The following is a 19,527-nucleotide window of genomic DNA, read 5'->3' as shown; positions in this document are numbered from 1 at the left end:
TGATCGATAAATTACCACTGTGATCTCAAAAGTGGATTGTAAACCAAGTAATTAATTAGATAATAATCACTATCACAAGGTCTAACCTAGCTATAAAAACCAGCAAAGTTCAGGCCAAATTTATTTGCTGTTGCTTTCAAGCCCCATAAGTTCCTAGTTAGACTCTACAAACATACGGAAACTAACGGGTGTTTTATCTAACATTATAATTCTATAAACAATTTTTCTAAATCGATTAAGTAAACCATAATATCACCATCAAATAAACCAGAAAGCTAGTTAAAATAAGTCAATGTGATGGGATCTTTGCTCGAATTAAGTGCAAGTTAATGAATGACCTATTACCTGAATATATTTTTATTAGGATAAAATACGCTTATCTACCCGCACAGCCGTATTACGTGGCACAATTTCCTTGCCCCTTGCTAACAAATGAACACGCGTAAATGCGGCACCATACAACAATATTAATGATGAGTAATAAACCCACAGTAAAATGATTACCACGGAACCAGCAGCACCATACGCAGACGCCGTAGCAGTGTATGCTAGGTATGCAGCAATTCCATACCGTCCTAAAGAGAACAAGACGGCTGTGACCATGGCACCAACCATCACGTCTTTCCAACTGAGCTTAACGTCGGGTAACACTTTAAAAATGGTGGCAAATAGCAATGCAATCATCCCTAAAGAAACTATAAATTCAGCACTGCCAAGTAACAGTTCTACGAAGGGTAAAAACTCAGCGGTAAAATTAAGCACAGCTCGCAATGCAACGCCTAAAAGAAGGGATGTAAGTAAAACAAAACCGATTGACAGTACGACCATTAATGAAAACAAACGCTTTTTAGCGAGTAAAAATAAGCCATTACGATCAGGACTTGCTGTTACCCCCCAAATCGAATTTAAAGAATACTGCATTTGACCGAATACGGTAGTTGCACCGAGCATCAACGCACCAACGCCAAGCAAAGTAGGTAAAATTCCAGATGCTTCAATTCGAGATTGGCTTACGGTACGTTCGACCACTTCAGCTGCCTCTTTGCCCATAATGTCTGCAAATTGAGCCACAATTTGACCTTGAGCAGCATCTTCGCCTAACACTACGCCGATAACGGTGACCGCAATAATAACGATTGGCGCTAAAGAAAATAACGTGTAAAAAGCCAAAGCACCGGCATAGCTAAACGCATTTTCATCCAACCACAACTTGGCGGTATCCCGTAATATATTTTTCCAATAGTGCACAAAGTGCATCGCAGCAATTCTCCGTAGCTAAACTCAATAGGCTAACCCAACTAAAATGCCGGAGTAACTATTGTCAATGAGGTAGTGTTTAAAGCAAAGCAGAGTAAAACACATCCCCCCGCTATGCAACAGAGATTAGAATCCGCCCGCCTGTAGCATGGCCTTTAGGCCATGAAATCAATATCCACGTTCCGTAGCATGGCCTTTAGGCCATGGACACAAACCTGCCACCCACAGCCTTGAACTAACAACCGCGGGGCTAAAGCCACCGCCTACAATACAAATTTGGCTGTAGCCTGGCCTTTAGGCCATAAAATCAATATCCATGTTCCGTAGCATGGCCTTTAGGCCATGGACACAAACCTGCCACCCACAGCCTTGAATTAACTACCGCGGGGCTAAAGGCCACCACCTACAATAAAAATTTCGCTGTAGCTTGGCCTTTAGGCCATGGAATCGATATCTATGTTCCGTAGCATGGTCTTTAGGCCATGACGAAGAGCAGAGGTCAAATAGAAATAATAATATGGATTAAACATCTCTGAGATAGAGAATAGATGTAGTACAGAATTCTTTTAGAAAGAATGGTGCCCGGGGCCGGACTTGAACCGGCACGATCTTACGATCGAGGGATTTTAAATCCCTTGTGTCTACCAATTTCACCACCCGGGCATCGGATGAACTCACATAACCTGTGAGAGGGTCTTGCATTACCTCATAAGTTTATGAGGAGGCTTTATGGAGGCGGAACCCGGAGTCGAACCGAGATCCACGGATTTGCAATCCGCTGCATAGCCATTCTGCCATTCCGCCAATTTGGAGCGGGAAACGAGACTCGAACTCGCGACCCCGACCTTGGCAAGGTCGTGCTCTACCAACTGAGCTATTCCCGCATTTAACTGTTTTCAAATCTTTTCAGTTAATTACATTTGGCTCTCGCTAAATGATGGCGTGCATTTTACATTCACAGAGATAACTGTCAACAACAAAAATGATGATTTTGTACTGTTTGCACGAAAAATGACTTAAACGCCTCAATTTCGAGCAAACCGCGTTTATTTTGTACTAGCTTGATCCCTAGAGGTTAAACTTTTCCATGCTGCCACTGTATAAGAAATCATCGACCAAGTAGATAATATGGTAGAAATATACAATAAGACATATCCCAACTTCACCCAATAGATGGGGAATCCCATAAAATAATCCATTTCCGACAGCAAACCGATTAAAGCAAGCATTTGTGCCATTGTCTTTGCTTTACCAATAAATGATACCGCAACAACATCGCGCTTGCCCTGTTGGCCCATCCATTCTCGCAAAGCAGAAATATAAACTTCCCGTGACATAAGCAAAATTGCTGGAACAGTAATCCACACAGTGTTGTAACTATGGGTAATCATTATTAAAGCAGCGGCAACGATTAATTTATCAGCCACAGGATCGAGAAATGCGCCAAATGCAGAGGACTGTTTTAATTTACGTGCTAAATAACCATCAAACCAATCGGTTAAGGCTGCAAACCAAAATATAAATGCGCCTGCCTGTCTCGCCCACTCCCAATCAAGAAAGTACACCACCACAAAAACAGGAATGAGTACCACTCTTAACATGGTAATGATATTTGGAATTGTCCACATACTTCTTTCTAACCTTTACTTGTTTTTGCAATCTTTGAAAATTGATTGTCTTTGAATTTTGGTCGTTTTTGAAATTGCTTAAGAATGCAGATGCTCATAAATAATATCTGCAAGCTCTTCACTAATTCCAGGAACTCGGGATATTTCGTCTCGGCTAGCTTTTAAGACACCGTGGATCCCCCCCATATACTTCAATAAACTCTGGCGCCGCTTAGCGCCGACTCCAGGTACTGACTCTAATACTGAAGTCCGCTTGGCTTTTTGACGCTGTTGTCGGTGACCGGTAATAGCAAAACGGTGGGACTCATCTCGTATATGCTGAATCAAATGTAATGCTGGGGAATCGGCTGACAGAGGTATAGTATCATGATTCCCAGCAAGAATAAGTGTCTCTAGTCCAGGTTTTCGACTGGTTCCTTTAGCAACGCCGATCAACAAAGGCTTTTTAGCCGCCTTCCAATTTTCAAAGTGCCCTTCTGCCTGAGCCAACTGTCCTTTGCCACCATCAATAAAAACAATATCTGGAATTTTAGATTCATCAGTAGGTTGTTTATAACGTCGACTTAAGGCTTGAGCCATAGCGGCATAGTCATCGCCAGGTGTAATGCCCTCAATATTATAACGACGATAGTCTGTTTTAAATGGCCCGTCACGATTGAACACTACACAAGATGCAACCGTTTGCTGACCAGATGTATGACTAATATCAAAACACTCCATACGCTGAATCGGTTGTTCAAATTCCAATACTTTTTCCAATTCTAAATATCGCGCGAAAACCGATTTCTGCTGGTTTTGTTTCGCTTCTAGGGCATTCTCCGCATTGGTGATGGCTAGCTGTAAATACCGTTTCTTTTCGTCTCTGGCACCTTTATAAAACTTTACTTTGTAACCAGCTTCGGCACTTAACAGCTCGGTTATTGCCTCTTCATCTTCTAAACCCATAGGCATAACGATTTGTTTTGGTATGGTTTTATTGCCAGCTAAATAAAACTGAAGAACAAAGGATTGGAGAATTTCCATTTCAGTGGTTTGACTAGGTACCTTGGGGAAAAAGCTTTTACTGCCTAATAATTTATTATCTCGAATAAACAATCCTTGGATACTGGCGATGCCATTTCGATAAACAAAACCGAGCACATCCATTTCTTGTTCATTACCACTGACCCATTGTTGTTCTTGTACTTTATTCAAAGCACTAATTTGGTCACGATAACGGCCTGCTGACTCAAACCGTAATTCACTGCTAGCTTGTTCCATTTTTGCAACTAAACTTTCAATTACTTGTTGGTTTTTTCCTTTTAAGAACAAAGTAGCAAGTTTTATTTGTTCGTTATATTCCTCATCAGAGACTAAACCTTCCACGCATGGTCCTGCGCAGCGTTTCAATTGATATTGCAAACACGGACGGCTTCTAGCCCGATAATAACTGTCTTCACACTGACGAATAGGAAAAAGCTTTTGCATGGTTCTGAGGCTTTCTCGCACGGCCCAAGCACTAGGATAAGGGCCAAAATAACTTCCTTTTGCCTTTTTAGCGCCACGGTGGAGCGTTAAACGGGGATGTTTATGTTCAGATAGAAAAATGAAAGGATATGATTTGTCATCTCTTAACACCACGTTGTAACGAGGTTTGTATTTTTTGATGAAGTTATTTTCTAGAATAAAGGCTTCTGTTTCACTGTGGACAACAGTCACATCCATATCAGCTATTTGCCTGACAAGAGACTGTGTTTTAATGCTATCTACGTTGGTTCGAAAATAACTAGATACACGTTTTTTTAAGTTTTTGGCTTTGCCAACGTAAATAACCTCGTTTTTGTCATTATACATCCGGTAAACACCGGGTTTAGACGTGAGATTTTTTAAAAAGCCTTTGTGATCAAAAGGAATTGCTTTTTCTGTCATACCGTTTGATTACAATTGATTAGTATCGATTAAATTATGACGCAGAGCTAAATGGGTTAATTCCACATCTGACCCAACTTTTAATTTTTCGAACATACGGTATCGGTAAGTGTTAACCGTCTTAGCGCTGATATTCAGTTTATTGGCAATATCTGGCACTCTACTTCCCTTGGTTAACATTATAGTTATCTCTAATTCTCGACGAGATAACTGTTCAAACGGATTGACTTCATTAAGATTTAATTGACCAATAGCAATTTGCTGCGCTATTTCAGGGGCAATATAATGTTGACCAGAAGATACCTTACGTATAGCGATGACCATTTCTTGGGGATCTGTGCCTTTGGTGATGTAACCATAAGCCCCTAATTGCATCACCCGAGCAGGAATAGGGTTTTCAGTGTGCACCGATACCACTATAACTTTTGAATCTTGCGCATAATGAATGATTTGTTTAGTCGCTTCTAAACCACCAATGCCTGGCATATTCATATCCATTAGCACGATGTCTGGCGGAGAATTTCGACAAAACTTAATCGCTTCTTCACCATTATTAACTTCACCAACAACCTTAAAGTCATCTACATCTTCAAGAATACGTCGGATACCAGTTCTCACCAGTTCGTGATCATCGACTAAAAGCAGTTTTATCAAGGTTTACCTCAAAATCAATCAACATCATTAAATTCATTAGACTTCGTTACCAACATTTTGCTGATTAAATGCATATTAAAGCAATTAGACTGTAACGAAATTCTGACTAAATCCTAAAATCCTTTTTGAGGAAACATGTATGAAACAATTATAGCGGGATTAAAAATAACCTGTATAGGGTTAATTTGAAGTTTACCTATGAAAACTGCTAGAAAAGGGTAATAAATCAACACTAAATGACGATTATTCACGGCCCCCACCAACAATGCTGTAGCATGGCCTTTAGGCCATTGTCACAAACCTATCAACCAAACCTTTGAATTGACCACCACGGCGCTAAAGCCATCGCCTACAATGCTGTAGCATGGCCTTCAGGCCATGGACACAAACTTTTCTTCGAGGTATAAACGCAAAAAACCCGCAACATGTGCGGGTTTTTCTAATGTGGCGGATAGCGAGGGATTCGAACCCCCGGTACGTTTGACCGTACGTCTGATTTCAAGTCAGGTGCATTAAACCGAGCTCTGCCAGCTATCCGAATTGTCTACTTCAATATTAGTCTAAATCATGTCACTTTTTAAGTAAAATGTTTCAGCGCTTTCGAAGTGGGGCGAATATTAATGGCCTTTTTGCTGCTTGTAAAGGGTAATACGCAAATTTTTATTCAAGTGCTCTTTCTTTGTCCAATTTGGTCGCTATTTCAACGATATATGGCTTGTTACAAAGAGTTAATACGATAACACTTGAAAAAGTGAACCAAACACCATACAAATACACTAATTAAACAATACTCAAGCATTTTGCTTAGTCACTCACTTTTATAAGCCTATTGGAGGTTATTTTATGGATCAAGATCGTTATGCTCATATAGACAGGGTTGGCTCACGCCCGTCAGTATTGGAGACCAATAAGGTTCTTCGCAATACTTACATGCTACTGGCAATGACATTGGCCTTTAGTGCAGTGTGTGCTGGCGCGGCAATGGCGATGGGCCTAAGCCAAGGTGCAGCAATGATGATGAGTCTAGCTGCGTTAGTTATGATATTTTTCTTAAATAAAGTAGCAAACAGCTCGAAAGGAATTTTGTTTGTTTTTGCTTTTACTGGATTATTAGGTGGCTCTTTAGGGCCAATGCTTAATTACTACTTGGCTTTCCCAGGTGGTGCAGCACTTGTTATGCAAGCTTTAGGTACCACTGCGTTGGTATTCTTTGGATTGTCAGCATATGTATTAACTACCAAAAAAGACTTTTCTTTTATGGGCGGTTTTTTGATGGTCGGCTTAATTGTTGCGATTGTAGCGAGTCTTGCTAACATCTTCTTAGCGATTCCGGTACTTAGTTTAGCCATTAGCGCAGCTATCGTATTCATTATGTCTGGTCTGATTTTGTTTGATACAAGTCGTATTGTGAATGGTGGCGAAACCAATTATATTCGCGCTACTGTTTCAATGTATTTAAACATCTATAACTTGTTCACCTCTATTTTACACCTACTTGGTGCATTTGGCGGCGACGATTAATATTTTTTGATATGCTAAAACACCTCAGCATTTGCTGGGGTGTTTTTTTATGTGGCATTCGATTGCCACCAGAACCACGGAATCATGATTTGGCTAGTTTCTGCATAATAGTGACCTCTTCCCCACTTGAATCTCAAGGTTGTTACAGCGCCTACCGTTTTACTCAAGCCGCCTTAGAAGCTGGCCACAGCATAACAGGTGTGTTCTTTTATCAGTCAGGAGTGGAGCTTGCCAATTCGTTTCAAACCATGCTCTCTGATGAATTGGCTATGTATCCCAAATGGTGTGAAATAGCACAAAAGTATGCATTTCCTTTACAGGTATGTGTGACTGCAGCTAATCGTCGTGGCATTCTAAGCGAGCAAGATGCCATACAGAACGACACCCCTAACCTATTTAACCTTAATGCGCCTTTCGAGTCTGTGGGCATTGGAGAGCTGGTAAGCATGCTCAATGAGAGTGACAGGAGTATTCAATTTTGAAGTCACTGGCAATCATTAATCAATCTGGCCCCATAACAAACAATGCTGGCCAAGAGTCTGTGGATTTAGTGCTCGCATCCGCTAGTTTTGGCCAAGGTGTCAGTGTGTTTTTTGTGGATGACGGTGTTTTTCAGTTGCTTAACACCCAAAAACCAGATGAACTAGAACACAAGCATTTTGCCAAAAGCTTTGGTGCTTTCGAATTTTACGATGTTGAAAATATATTTGTGTGCAAAGAAAGTTTACAAAAACGGGGGCTTGAAAAAGCTCAATTAAATGTAAGTTGTCAGCTATTAACCCAAACAGAGTTAAATGCGCAACTTCAAAAATCTGATAATATAATTACACTATCATGATCTTACATAAATTTTCAGTCAGCCCTTTTTCACAATCGAACCTAATCAGTGCGTTATCTCGTATTGATCCTAACGACGGCATACTGTTGATGGAAGATGCGGTCTACGGATTAAATTCAGCGCTTATTTTCGAGCCCATTATACAACGAACTAAAAATGTCTATGCCTTGCAGCCAGACTGCGTTGCTAGGGGCATAAGCTGTTCAGAACAAGCAATTACTCAAATTGATTATGATGGCTTTGTCGCCTTATCACTTGAGTACGATAAAGTCATATCTTGGTAACAGAATAAATGGAACATTTCATCGAATTTAACAATAAAAAAATAGCCACAGATAAAATGGGATACCTGTTATCTGTAGAAGACTGGGAGCCTGAACTTGCGGAGGTTATTGCTGCCGGTGAAAATATAGAACTGGATGAAAACCGCTGGCAAGTGGTTAACTTTGTTCGAAACTTTTATTTAGAATTTAATACCAGCCCTGCCATTCGAGCCTTGGTGAAAGCCATGGCCAACGAATACGGCCCAGAAAAAGGCAATAGCCGCTACTTACAACGTTTATTTCCTAAAGGCCCAGCTAAACAGGCAACTAAGATTGCAGGCTTACCAAAACCGGCAAAATGTCTGTAGTAGGTTAATTAGGTAACTGTCTAGCAATGTTAGCTGACGGGATAAAAAGTCAGCTGACCAGAGTCTGAGAGGCAAAAACCACGAGATTCCTCCCAAGTGACATAAACTGGGGCAGTTCTGCGCCCGCCCAGTGTGTCATGCCAGACACGCGTCAAAATTCGTGCCCCGGTATTATATACCGCTCCGCGACCTTGCCCAGGTTCTAAATCTAGGTCATCGTGAATAACCCAAACTGCATGAACTATTCCGCGCAATCCTGAACCGCTGCTGTCACGGCAGTAACTAAACTGTAATTGTGCGGTGGGAAAACAATGACCTATTAACCAAGTCCCCGTAGTGAAATAGTCTGACGGATCAAAGTAGTTTCCGCCGTATGCAATGGCTTTTTTAGGTCGAAAGAAGGTGCTACGAATTCCGGCGCGGTTATTAAATCTATAGCTAAGTAATTGCCGCATCAGTTGATGCCAAGCCCGGCGAGTGCCTTTATTTTCGCGCACTCGGCGAAGCGCTTCTCCAGTCACGAGAATTTCACCGCCGTTGGGATCGAGGGCGATTAGGGCGGCGGCCCAAGCACCTTCAGCTGGCGTAGAATGTGTTGCTGTCGAAGCGTTGGGGTGGGTTATGCTTCGAGTTAATGCCGCGGGTTCGCAACTAGGGCAATCTTCATTTGCCTCTTGTCGGCTCTGCTCAAGGGGAGCTTGGCTGTAACGGACCGTGACAGGTACGGGCCCAGAGGCATCGCGAATGCGCTCTAATAAACGCCGATTGTCGCTATCCTTGATAAGACCGATACATCCCGCCGTGCCATTATTGTTGGCGTCTTGGTGTAAATAGAAACCGCCCCCTCTCCTGAGAATCACCCTGTGCTGATAAGTGAGTAAAGTGGGATGCAAAATGACTCTATAATGGCCCCAACTTGATTGGCTAAAGTTGTGTGTACTACTGGACTGTACTTCAGATGGAATAACGTAGTATTCACCCTCTGGTATTGGGCCTAGGTTAAGTTGATCCTGGTAAAGTGGGTCAGTATAGTCAATCCCCCTAGCATTGCGCGCATGGGATTGCAGACCTGAAACCGCTGGTGCTGAAAAGCCAGGGTTGCCAACAACACTTACTTGCGCACCATTGAAGGTGATACTCCGTAAATCAGAGTCTCCCGCAGCACCAAACACCGATTCTTCAGTAATGCGTTCGGCCAGATGTCTGCCTCTACTAATCAGCGGGTTTGCACTATTATAAAGACTCCGTGCTGCGTTGGTGGCAAGTCTTCCGCCAGGGACTTCTTTCTCCACCCAATCAACGCCTGCATTAAAAACATAACGTCCGATTTGCCAAGCGCCTCTTGCGGAGGACCCAGTGTCTTGTCGTTGCAATAGGTTGCCCTGTCCACTTTGCTGCAGCACATGAGTCGCTTCGTGTGCCATTAAACCCAAATCGTTTTGACTTTGACCTGCGCCCAAAAAAATGTTGTTGTGATACGTAAATGCAAGGGCATGAATATCTTTCGCGGCCCGTTGAGATTGGCTGTTGTTGTGAACCCGCACACTTGAAAGATCTGCGCCCAAAACCGGCTCTATTTTATTGCGTACTTCCTGGGATAAGTGACTGCCAATACCTGGGCTGTTTACCGCACTTTGCACATTGGCAGAGGGAGCGACGTTGCCAAGTGTATCTGCTTTGCGTTGCAGGTTTTCTTCTTCGCTTTCACAAGCCTCACATTTTCGTTGTAGGCTTTCCTCATCTTCGCTTTTTAGTTTTTTCTGAAGGCTGTTGGTGGTTGCGCTGCTTATGGTTGGACTCGAGCTATTTTGTTTACCAACGACTGCATTGGCTACGGCATCCGCTTGTTGTTCGAAAATGTCGTTCGCAGCCCCCACGGTTATTTTTTTTCGTTGCACTCCCCTAGGTGCAGTACGATCTACATTTAAAGCCAATTTGCACCATAGAGGGTTGGCTTTTGTCGCTGCGGGTGCCGGGTGCGATTTACTATTCTCCGCAGCCACAGGTTGCGCAGATGATTGTTTTTGCAGCGATTTATAACCCATTATCATTGCTTCTCTGTGTAAATTGAAAAATTATTTATTGGAGAAAAATAACACCCTAACTTACAGGTAAATAATGAGAGTAGACCACATACTTGATTTATTCAAATGGGTCTATTTATTGGGATGAAAATCATTATATTGTCGGTTTGAACAGGCCAATAGATAAGAAAGTTAGGATTTGGCGAGCATCCCTGCGGTATTACTACTGGCCAAATGGAATAAAAAAAGGATGCAGCATAAATCATGCTGCATCCTTTAAGATTAGAAATAAACCGAGATAGTTATCGTCGATTTAATAGCTATTGATTTTAGCTAGCTTTGATCACTTCTAAACCATTCATATAAGGAACTAACACTTTAGGAACGGTGACAGAACCATCTTGCTGCTGATAATTCTCAAGAATCGCCACTAACGTACGTCCTACTGCCAAACCTGAGCCATTTAAGGTGTGCAGTAACTCTGGTTTATTGGTTTCAGGGTTACGATACCTGGCTTGCATTCTGCGTGCTTGGAAGTCCAACATATTCGAACAAGATGAAATTTCACGGTAGGTGTTCTGCGCCGGTAACCACACTTCCAAATCGTAGGTTTTACATGATCCGAAGCCCATATCGCCAGTACACAACAACATTTTGCGATAAGGTAACTCTAGCAATTGCAGTACTTTTTCAGCATGTCCGGTTAACTCTTCCAATGCATCAAAAGAATCTTCCCCTTTGACCAACTGAACCATTTCAACTTTATCGAACTGGTGATTACGAATTAGGCCTTTTGTATCTCTACCATAGGATCCGGCTTCACTACGAAAACATGGTGTATGCGCGGTTAATTTAATTGGTAAATCAGCTGCACTGTATATTTCATCACGAGCGGTATTCGTCAAAGGTACTTCTGCGGTTGGGATCAACGATAACCCCTGCCCCTCTTCAGTTGCTGGCATTGTGTGAAACGCGTCTTCTTTGAACTTTGGAAATTGGCCGGTTCCGAACATACTGGCTTCATTCACCAAGTAGGGAACGTACATCTCAGTGTAACCATGCTCAGAGGTGTGCAAATCCAACATAAACTGCGTAATTGCACGGTTTAAACGGGCAATTTGACCGCGCATAACAACAAAGCGAGAACCCGACAGTTTGACACCGGTTTCAAAGTCTAGGCCTTTTGCCAACTTTTCTGCAACGTCTACGTGATCACTCACCTCGAAATCAAACTCTCTAGGTGTACCCCAGCGACTGACTTCCACATTTTGATCTTCATTAACACCAACGGGAACTGAATCGTCAGGAAGGTTTGGAATGCCTTGAGACCAAGCAGCAATTTCCTCTAATAACTCAGCTAATTCAGATTTTGCGGCATCAAGTTCATCACCTAATTTACCCACCTCTGCTAATAGAGGCGCAATATCTTCACCAGATGCTTTCGCTTTACCAATGGACTTAGAACGAACATTACGTTCATTTTGCAATTCTTGGGTATGCATTTGCAACGATTTACGACGTTCTTCTAATGCATTAAATGCGTCAACATCAAGGGTAAAACCACGGCGTTTTAGTTTTTCCGCAGTTTCGTTTATATCATTACGTAAGTATTTTGGATCTAACATCTGTTAATTATTAACCTTTAACCAATTGCGTTCCTAACCATGCTGCGAATAGACAACAGGTTATATTTAAAACGATATTTAGGATTCCTTTCAACCAAAGCCCTTGTTGCAGAAGCAACAAAGTATCCACAGAGAACGTTGAGAAGGTAGTAAAAGCACCGAGTAAACCGATACCAATTGCAGTTCGCCATACAACTATTTCTATTTGCCCGTGTTCAATCAGAGCGTATACCAAGCCAAGAAAAAACGAACCAACTACATTGACCAGCAGTGTACCAAAAGGAAAGCCTTTACCAAACCATTGCAGCATCATTTGTGAAAGAAAAAAGCGCATGCACGCACCAACTGCTCCACCTGCAGCGATGTAACCATAAATAGCGATACTGTGCGTCATTAATTACCCTTTTTACTGTTTACCATCTAAATCTTTGAGAAAGCGTAATTTAGCCTTAATTTTAGTCTCAAGTCCACGCTCAACTGGTTGATAATATTCAGTATCCTGCATTTCTTCAGGTAGATAGGTTTCACCCGCTGCATAACCATGGGGTTCATTATGGGCATATCGATAATCTTTTCCATATCCCAAGTCGGCCATTATCTTAGTAGGCGCGTTTCGTAAATGTGCCGGAACAGGATAATCGGGTTTATCTTTCACATCCGCCATAGCGGCTTTAAATGCTGTGTACACTGCGTTACTTTTTGCCGCACAAGCACAATAAATAGTCGCCTGAGCAATGGCTCGCTCACCTTCGGCTGCTCCTACCCTGTGATAAATATCCCAAGCATTTAAACATACTTGCATGGCTCTAGGGTCGGCATTGCCAATGTCTTCAGTGGAGATAGCTAATAAACGTCTTGCTACTGCTAAGGCATCACCACCGGCCGTTAATATTCTGGCGTACCAATATAAAGCACCATCAGCAGAAGAACCGCGAACGGATTTATGAAACGCCGACAGCATGTCATAAAATAAATCGCCGCCCTTATCAAACTGTGAAACTTTCTCACCCACCGCTTGAGCAACGGTATTGAGCTTTATATGACTATTTTCGGCAAAATCAGCACTGAGTTCTAAATAATTGAGCAAGCGACGGGCATCACCGCCAGCTAATTCAATTAAACGTTTTTGCGCATCTTCATCTAATTGAATGTTTTGCTTGCCTAAGCCTCTTTCATTATCCGTTAACGCCTGTTCAATAACTTGTTGTAAGTCATCGTTATTCAATGCCTGCAACACATATACTCGGGCACGAGATAACAAGGCGTTGTTTAGCTCAAAAGAGGGGTTTTCCGTGGTTGCGCCAATAAAGGTCACGGTACCGTCCTCTATAAAGGGTAAAAATGCATCTTGTTGGGCTTTATTGAATCGATGGACTTCATCTACAAACAAAATCGTTCGTTTACTTTTCACCGCGGCATGTTGTTTGGCGACTTCAATGGCACTGCGGATATCTTTAACCCCAGAGGTAACCGCTGAAATCCGCTCAATATGAGCATCACAGTGACTGGCAATGATCTCAGCTAGAGTTGTTTTACCTGTACCAGGTGGCCCCCAGAGGATCATCGAATGGCAGTTGCCATTTTCTAATGATTTTCGCAGAGGCTTATCCGGCCCAATAATATGTTGTTGACCTACATATTGATCAACGGTTTTAGGTCGCATTTTTGCCGCTAAGGGTTCAAATGAAGGCGTGTCGTTAAAATCCAATTCCATTTTTAACGTTGATCGTCCAAATCAAAACCATCGGGAATGGCAAAAACGAATTGCTCATCACCGATTTGAATATTTTGTTTTACATCTGAAAATGTAAGTTCACTTGTTTGTTGTTGACGATCGATAAAACTTAACTGGCTCAATTGATTATTTTCAAACTTTAGTTTTAATTCGCTGATTTGCGACTCTGGAGAAATTGCAATAATGCTATAGACCTCATCATCAGAGTAGCTAATGGTAAACTCTGACCACTGTTCATTGCTTGGATTGGTTAATAATACGATAGGGTTGTTGGATACCGAATCGGCTTGATTAATGGCTGTAACTTGTTCCACAAAAGGGTCTGAATACCAAAGTGTGGTTCCATCCGCGACCATAAGATTTTCATCTGGCGCGTTAACTTTCCATATCATTAAATTGGGTTGTTTTAATGTCATTTGACCGGAGGATTCTTGGACTAACTCCCCCTGCCCATCCGTAACTTTTTGTTCGAAGGCTGCGGTAAATGTCTTTAAGGTTAACAATTTTCGTTTTAACTGTTCACCAGCAAACTCTTGTTGTTGATTGGCATTTGCCAAACCGGCATTTAGTAACATCAGCATCCAGACGCTGATAAATAAAGAAGTTGTTTTGATTAATTTACGTCTCATTTTGATTAATCCTTTGGTGGCGGTGGTGCTAAAACTTCACGAGTACCATTATGACCCGCTGCACTTACGACGCCACTTTGCTCCATTTGTTCAACTAATCGTGCTGCACGATTGTAACCAATTCTAAATTTACGCTGCACACTTGATACCGATGCCCGTCTCGATTCGGTAATAAACGCTACGGCTTCATCGTAAAATGCATCAAACTCCTGATCTGCGCCCTCTGGTTGCTCACCGGGTAATAAGACTTCCGCACTGCTTTCGCCATTGAGGATCTCATCAATGTAATTAGGTTCGCCGCGTTTTTTCCAATCCGCTACCACTGCGTGTACTTCATGATCATCCACAAAAGCACCATGTACTCGAGTTGGTACGCCGGTACCTGGGGGTAAATACAGCATATCACCCATACCCAACAAAGACTCAGCTCCTTGTTGGTCTAAAATAGTTCGAGAGTCAATTTTCGACGATACCTGAAACGCAATCCGAGTAGGAATATTTGCTTTTATCAAGCCGGTAATTACATCCACTGAAGGACGCTGTGTGGCAAGAACTAAATGAATTCCTGCGGCCCGGGCTTTTTGTGCGATTCGTGCAATCAATTCTTCCACTTTTTTACCAACAATCATCATCATGTCAGCAAATTCGTCTACCACCACCACTATAGCGGGTAATTTTTCTAAATCAGGGGCTACGGTTTCCATGCTTTCTTCAAATCTCCACAGGGGATCTTTGATAGGATTACCGTCTTCAATAGCCTGTTTTACTTTTGCATTATAGCCTTTGAGGTTTCGCACGCCCAAGGCTGACATCAACCGATAACGGCGTTCCATTTCGCCAACACACCAACGTAGTGCATTCGCCGCTTCTTTCATGTCTGTTACCACTTCAGACAATAAATGAGGAATACCTTCATATACCGAAAGTTCAAGCATTTTCGGGTCAATCATGATCATGCGAACATCTTCAGGGGAAGATTTGTATAACAAACTGAGGATCATTACATTGACCCCCACAGATTTACCAGAGCCGGTGGTACCCGCCACTAATAAGTGAGGCATTTTAGCTAGATCCACAATTACCGGTTTACCGGATATGTCTGCACCTAACACCATAGTCAATGCTGATTCATTGCCTTGGAACGCTTGGCAGGCAATAACTTCACTCAAACGTACCATTTCTCTATTTTTGTTCGGCAGTTCAAGGCCAATAACAGATTTGCCGGGGATCACTTCCACCACTCGCACCGACATCGCCGACATGGCTCGCGCCAAATCTTTAGACAGCGCAGTAATTCGACTAACTTTTACACCAGGAGCAAGATCTAGTTCGAACCGAGTAATCACCGGGCCTGGAAAGACACCAACCACTTTAGCTTCAATATTAAAATCTGCTAATTTTTCTTCCACTAAGCGAGAAACCATATCTAACTCTTCTTGAGTAATCGGGTTTTTCACTTTGTCGGCGCGCTCTAACAAATCGAAAGACGGTAATGGACCTAATGACTCATCACCCTCCCCTACCGTGTCAGAATTTGTATTGCCATTCAAATTTGGCGTTGAGGTATTCTGAGTTGGTGTTGGTGTTGGTATTACCTTGGGGGCATCGTGACTAGATTGCTGCCTGTGGTTTGACTCAGTGTCATCTGACTTTTGTTTGTCCTTTTTACCGGATATTTTCTTTTTAAGCTCAGAGACAGACAAAATACTGGGCTTCGGCTCAGGCTCTGGCTGTTCAAAAATTTCATCGGGAATCGTAATTGATGGCTCAACAGGTGTTGCCCGCTCAGCGGCTTTAAAAGTGGTAATTTCTACATCATTGTCTTTTTCTTCCTTATTGGAAGGTTTAAATGACAATCTAGCTATCGGGCTTTGCTCAATAAGTTTAGGAGCTTGATACAAAAATAAGCCAGACTTAATGCTCACTTCACCCAGCTTGTCGATTACGGTAACTAAGGAAATCCCCGTAACCAACGTCAAACCAGTTAATAAAAAACACAAAAGTAATAAGGTGGTCCCCACAAGACTAAAATAAGGGATTAACGAGGTGCTAATGACATCTCCAATCATACCGCCCGCTGAGAAGTGGAAAATATCATCGAAGTTAATACTCAAAATGCCCGAGATGCCCACTAAGAACAATATAGAGCCGATAATACGCAGACCTATGGTTAGGTAGTCAATTTGTTCAATACGTTTAACTTGCTGAAACAAAAACCAACCAGTGAAGGCTATGATAAACGGTAAAATATAGGCGAATCGTCCAAAACTGAAAAAAAGCACATCGGCGAACCAAGCACCAATGGTTCCTACCCAATTGTGGATATTGCCTTGAAAACCAGCTTGAGACCAACTTGGGTCTGCACTATTAAAAGATGCTAGAGCAAGGAGAATAAAAAATGCGAAAGCACATGATAAAATCATGCCGACTTCCATTATTCGTTGTATTCCAGTCAGACGCGCCATAAAACTATAATTCAATTCAAGGTGTTATTTTTATACCCTTACCTTACCAGTGACAGTGCCAAAATCCTAGCTAATGCACTATCAATCAGGGTGATTTACTTCAGATTGATTTTAATTTGAGCAGTATGCTTCACTTCTTCCATAACTACGTAAGTTCTTGACTCACTTACTCCCGGTAATCGCAATAAAGTATCTCCTAATAACTTCCGGTAACTGGACATATCTGCTACCCGCGCTTTAAGCAGAAAATCAAAATTACCTGAAACCAAATGACATTCTTGAATATCGTCATGTTTTCGCACGGCCGCAGAAAATTCTTCAAAAATATCGACACTGGTTTTAGTTAGCGTTATTTCTACAAACACTAACATAGCTGCGCCTAATTTTTCAGGATCGACTTGCGCATAATACCCTGTAATATATCCTTGTTGTTCTAGACGCTTTACTCGCTCCAAACAAGGACTGGCGCTTAAGCCAACGGATTTTGCCAGATCGACATTTGAGATTTTGCCATTTTTCTGCAATGCAATCAGAATGTTACGATCGATTCTATCGAGGTGTTTAGGCGTCTTTATCAACATTATAAAAATCCGTTAAAATACAATTTTGCAATATAATACACTGCATATTTAATAATTACAGGACAAAACTTCTTTTAATGTCGCATATACTGCACACTTATTCTTACAATAAAAAGGTTGGGTTAAAAAATGCTAATTGGAGTTCCTAAAGAAATTAAAAATCATGAGTACCGTGTTGGTTTAACACCTGCTGCAACAAAAGAGTTTGTTACACATGGACACGAAGTACTGATCGAAAACAATGCTGGTGCTTCAATAGGGTTTGATAATGAACAGTATATTGCTGCTGGTGGCGTGATTGTTGATACTGCAGAAGAGATTTTTGCTCGAGCAGAAATGATTGTGAAGGTAAAAGAGCCTCAGCCTAACGAATGTAAAATGCTTCGTGAAGGACAAACTTTATATACCTATCTACACCTTGCTCCTGATCCAGTACAAACAGAGCTATTAGTTGCATCTGGCGCAACTTGTATTGCTTATGAAACAGTTACAGATAATAGAAACGGTTTGCCTTTATTAGCGCCGATGAGTGAAGTTGCAGGCAGAATGGCCGTGCAAGCTGGTGCTCATTACCTTGAAAAAGCTCAAGGCGGCAGCGGCACACTACTTGGTGGTGTACCAGGTGTTGCCCCCGGTAAAGTTTTAGTAATTGGTGGCGGTGTTGTAGGAACGAATGCAGCTAAAATGGCTATTGGTCTAGGTGCTGATGTGACTATTTTAGATCGTTCATTGACACGTCTACGTGAACTGGATGATATTTTTGCGAACCAAGTAAAAACGGTTTATTCCACCATTGATGCGATTGAATACTACTCTTCTAAAGCAGATTTAGTGGTTGGAGCGGTATTAATTCCAGGGGCTGCTGCGCCAAAACTACTTACTCGTGAACATATCACAAACATGAAAGAAGGTTCTGTAGTGGTAGATGTCGCGATTGATCAAGGCGGATGTTTCGCCACCTCAAAAGCAACGACTCACCAAGATCCTGTTTACATTGTTGATGGCGTTGTACATTACTGTGTTGCGAATATGCCTGGCGGTGTCGCTAGAACCTCTACAATGGCATTAAATAATGCAACATTGCCTTTCGGTTTAGCGTTGGCCAATAAAGGTCCTAAACAAGCTATGCTAGATGATGTTCACTTATTAAATGGTTTGAACGTGCATAAAGGCAAAGTGACATACAAAGCTGTTGTTGATGCTTTAGGTGAAGAACTTAATCTAGAGTATATGGATGCTAGCGCTGCATTAGAAATGTAGTACCGCTGCATTTTAAACAATAAAAAAGCTGCTTTTAAAGCAGCTTTTTTGTTACCTCAAATAAATCAATCTATACCACTGACAGGTTAATATCTAACAGCGCTCGCAATGGATCAGCTGCTTGGGTAATAGGTCGACCAATCACCATATAATTTACCCCTGCTAAAATAGCCTCTGGCGGTGTCATAACCCTTTTCTGATCGCCGTTATCGGTACCTAAAGGACGAATTCCAGGGGTCACTAGTAGAAAATCTTTATCTAGTGAATTTCGTAAAATCGGCGCTTCCTGTGCAGAACAAACCACACCGTCTAAGCCACAATCTTTAGTTAACTTAGCAAGCCTTAACACCTGCTGTTCTGGAGAGTCTTGTATACCAATGGCACTCAGTTGGGTTTGCTCCATACTTGTGAGTACGGTGACCGCAATCAATTTCGGCTGCTGAGCACCCAATGTGGCTAATTGATTTTTGGCATTTTCCATCATTTTAGGACCACCGGATGCATGTACATTCAACATCCATACACCTAAGTCTGCAGCCGCCAAACAGGCTTTACCCACAGTATTAGGAATATCATGGAATTTAAGGTCTAGAAATACATCAAATCCCCTTTTCACCAACTCCTTAACAAATTCTGGTCCAAAATAGGTAAACATTTCTTTGCCAACTTTTAGTTTGCATAAATCACTATCTAGTTGGCTCACTAAATTTAAAGCTTTGGCTCGATTATCAAAATCTAAAGCAACGATGACTCTTGTATCACTCATAAATC

18 protein-coding genes and 4 tRNA genes are annotated in these 19,527 nt (G+C 41.9%); 6 read left to right on the top strand and 16 right to left on the bottom strand.

What is annotated here, in order from left to right; all coding sequences use genetic code 11:
* Positions 1-360 precede the first annotated feature (360 nt).
* From ABJV04_RS06955 to ABJV04_RS06920, 8 genes are all read right to left on the bottom strand, one after another.
* A complete protein-coding gene (locus ABJV04_RS06955) occupies positions 361-1,257 on the bottom strand; it encodes a YihY/virulence factor BrkB family protein (RefSeq protein ID WP_348490597.1) in 897 nt (298 codons plus the stop codon).
* A 576-nt stretch (positions 1,258-1,833) separates the two neighbouring features.
* Positions 1,834-1,920 (bottom strand) — tRNA-Leu (locus ABJV04_RS06950).
* A gap of 67 nt (positions 1,921-1,987) precedes the next feature.
* Positions 1,988-2,061, bottom strand: a tRNA-Cys gene (locus ABJV04_RS06945).
* 4 nt (positions 2,062-2,065) lie between these two features.
* Positions 2,066-2,141 (bottom strand) — tRNA-Gly (locus ABJV04_RS06940).
* 162 nt (positions 2,142-2,303) lie between these two features.
* Positions 2,304-2,885, bottom strand: a complete 582-nt coding sequence (gene pgsA / locus ABJV04_RS06935; RefSeq protein WP_348490595.1) for a CDP-diacylglycerol--glycerol-3-phosphate 3-phosphatidyltransferase — start codon at positions 2,883-2,885, stop codon at positions 2,304-2,306.
* A gap of 78 nt (positions 2,886-2,963) precedes the next feature.
* Positions 2,964-4,793 carry an excinuclease ABC subunit UvrC gene (gene uvrC, locus ABJV04_RS06930; protein ID WP_348490594.1) on the bottom strand — a complete coding sequence of 610 codons (1,830 nt, stop codon included), beginning with the start codon at positions 4,791-4,793 and terminating at the stop codon, positions 2,964-2,966.
* 9 nt (positions 4,794-4,802) lie between these two features.
* Positions 4,803-5,447 carry a UvrY/SirA/GacA family response regulator transcription factor gene (gene uvrY, locus ABJV04_RS06925; protein ID WP_348490592.1) on the bottom strand — a complete coding sequence of 215 codons (645 nt, stop codon included), beginning with the start codon at positions 5,445-5,447 and terminating at the stop codon, positions 4,803-4,805.
* Positions 5,448-5,892: 445 nt separating this feature from the next.
* Positions 5,893-5,984, bottom strand: a tRNA-Ser gene (locus tag ABJV04_RS06920).
* A 306-nt stretch (positions 5,985-6,290) separates the two neighbouring features.
* On the opposite strand from ABJV04_RS06920, the gene ABJV04_RS06915 reads away from it, so the two are divergent.
* The 5 genes from ABJV04_RS06915 (at position 6,291) to ABJV04_RS06895 (ending at position 8,437) form a co-directional block, all read left to right on the top strand.
* On the top strand, positions 6,291-6,968 hold the full coding sequence (locus ABJV04_RS06915) for a Bax inhibitor-1/YccA family protein (protein WP_348490590.1): 678 nt from the start codon (positions 6,291-6,293) through the stop codon (positions 6,966-6,968).
* An 89-nt stretch (positions 6,969-7,057) separates the two neighbouring features.
* Positions 7,058-7,450: a sulfurtransferase complex subunit TusD gene (gene tusD / locus ABJV04_RS06910; RefSeq protein ID WP_348490588.1), complete on the top strand. Its 393-nt coding sequence runs from the start codon at positions 7,058-7,060 to the stop codon at positions 7,448-7,450.
* Positions 7,447-7,806 carry a sulfurtransferase complex subunit TusC gene (tusC, locus tag ABJV04_RS06905; RefSeq protein ID WP_348490587.1) on the top strand — a complete coding sequence of 120 codons (360 nt, stop codon included), beginning with the start codon at positions 7,447-7,449 and terminating at the stop codon, positions 7,804-7,806. Before tusD ends, tusC begins: the two co-directional genes overlap by 4 nt.
* Positions 7,803-8,090 (top strand): sulfurtransferase complex subunit TusB, encoded by a 288-nt coding sequence (gene tusB, locus ABJV04_RS06900; protein WP_348490585.1) that lies wholly within the window; start codon positions 7,803-7,805, stop codon positions 8,088-8,090. Before tusC ends, tusB begins: the two co-directional genes overlap by 4 nt.
* An 8-nt stretch (positions 8,091-8,098) precedes the next feature.
* Positions 8,099-8,437: a TusE/DsrC/DsvC family sulfur relay protein gene (locus tag ABJV04_RS06895; protein WP_348490583.1), complete on the top strand. Its 339-nt coding sequence runs from the start codon at positions 8,099-8,101 to the stop codon at positions 8,435-8,437.
* 29 nt (positions 8,438-8,466) lie between these two features.
* Here the strand turns inward: ABJV04_RS06895 and ABJV04_RS06890 are convergent, their stop codons facing one another.
* The 7 genes from ABJV04_RS06890 to lrp form a co-directional block, all read right to left on the bottom strand.
* Complete coding sequence (locus tag ABJV04_RS06890; RefSeq protein WP_348490581.1) at positions 8,467-10,482, bottom strand: DUF4157 domain-containing protein; 2,016 nt, start codon at positions 10,480-10,482, stop codon at positions 8,467-8,469.
* Positions 10,483-10,790: 308 nt separating this feature from the next.
* Entirely contained in the window at positions 10,791-12,086 is a 1,296-nt protein-coding gene (gene serS, locus ABJV04_RS06885; RefSeq protein WP_348490579.1) for a serine--tRNA ligase, read from the bottom strand.
* Between the two features lie 10 nt (positions 12,087-12,096).
* Entirely contained in the window at positions 12,097-12,480 is a 384-nt protein-coding gene (gene crcB / locus ABJV04_RS06880) for a fluoride efflux transporter CrcB (protein ID WP_348490577.1), read from the bottom strand.
* A gap of 12 nt (positions 12,481-12,492) precedes the next feature.
* Positions 12,493-13,800, bottom strand: coding sequence for a replication-associated recombination protein A (locus ABJV04_RS06875; RefSeq protein WP_348490576.1), 1,308 nt, complete (start codon positions 13,798-13,800; stop codon positions 12,493-12,495).
* A 2-nt stretch (positions 13,801-13,802) separates the two neighbouring features.
* Complete coding sequence (gene lolA / locus ABJV04_RS06870) at positions 13,803-14,450, bottom strand: outer membrane lipoprotein chaperone LolA (protein ID WP_348490574.1); 648 nt, start codon at positions 14,448-14,450, stop codon at positions 13,803-13,805.
* 5 nt (positions 14,451-14,455) lie between these two features.
* Complete coding sequence (locus ABJV04_RS06865; RefSeq protein WP_348490573.1) at positions 14,456-16,915, bottom strand: DNA translocase FtsK 4TM domain-containing protein; 2,460 nt, start codon at positions 16,913-16,915, stop codon at positions 14,456-14,458.
* 95 nt (positions 16,916-17,010) lie between these two features.
* Entirely contained in the window at positions 17,011-17,496 is a 486-nt protein-coding gene (lrp, locus tag ABJV04_RS06860) for a leucine-responsive transcriptional regulator Lrp (RefSeq protein WP_348490571.1), read from the bottom strand.
* Positions 17,497-17,625: 129 nt separating this feature from the next.
* Between lrp and ald the strand changes: the two genes are divergently transcribed.
* Positions 17,626-18,756, top strand: coding sequence for an alanine dehydrogenase (gene ald, locus ABJV04_RS06855; RefSeq protein ID WP_348490569.1), 1,131 nt, complete (start codon positions 17,626-17,628; stop codon positions 18,754-18,756).
* Between the two features lie 70 nt (positions 18,757-18,826).
* Here the strand turns inward: ald and pyrF are convergent, their stop codons facing one another.
* Positions 18,827-19,522, bottom strand: coding sequence for an orotidine-5'-phosphate decarboxylase (gene pyrF / locus ABJV04_RS06850; RefSeq protein ID WP_348490568.1), 696 nt, complete (start codon positions 19,520-19,522; stop codon positions 18,827-18,829).
* Positions 19,523-19,527: the final 5 nt, after the last annotated feature.

It is taken from the genome of Aliiglaciecola sp., assembly GCF_039982535.1.
In the GTDB taxonomy this organism is placed as follows: domain Bacteria; phylum Pseudomonadota; class Gammaproteobacteria; order Enterobacterales; family Alteromonadaceae; genus Aliiglaciecola.
This window is presented reverse-complemented; position numbering and strand designations above follow the sequence as displayed.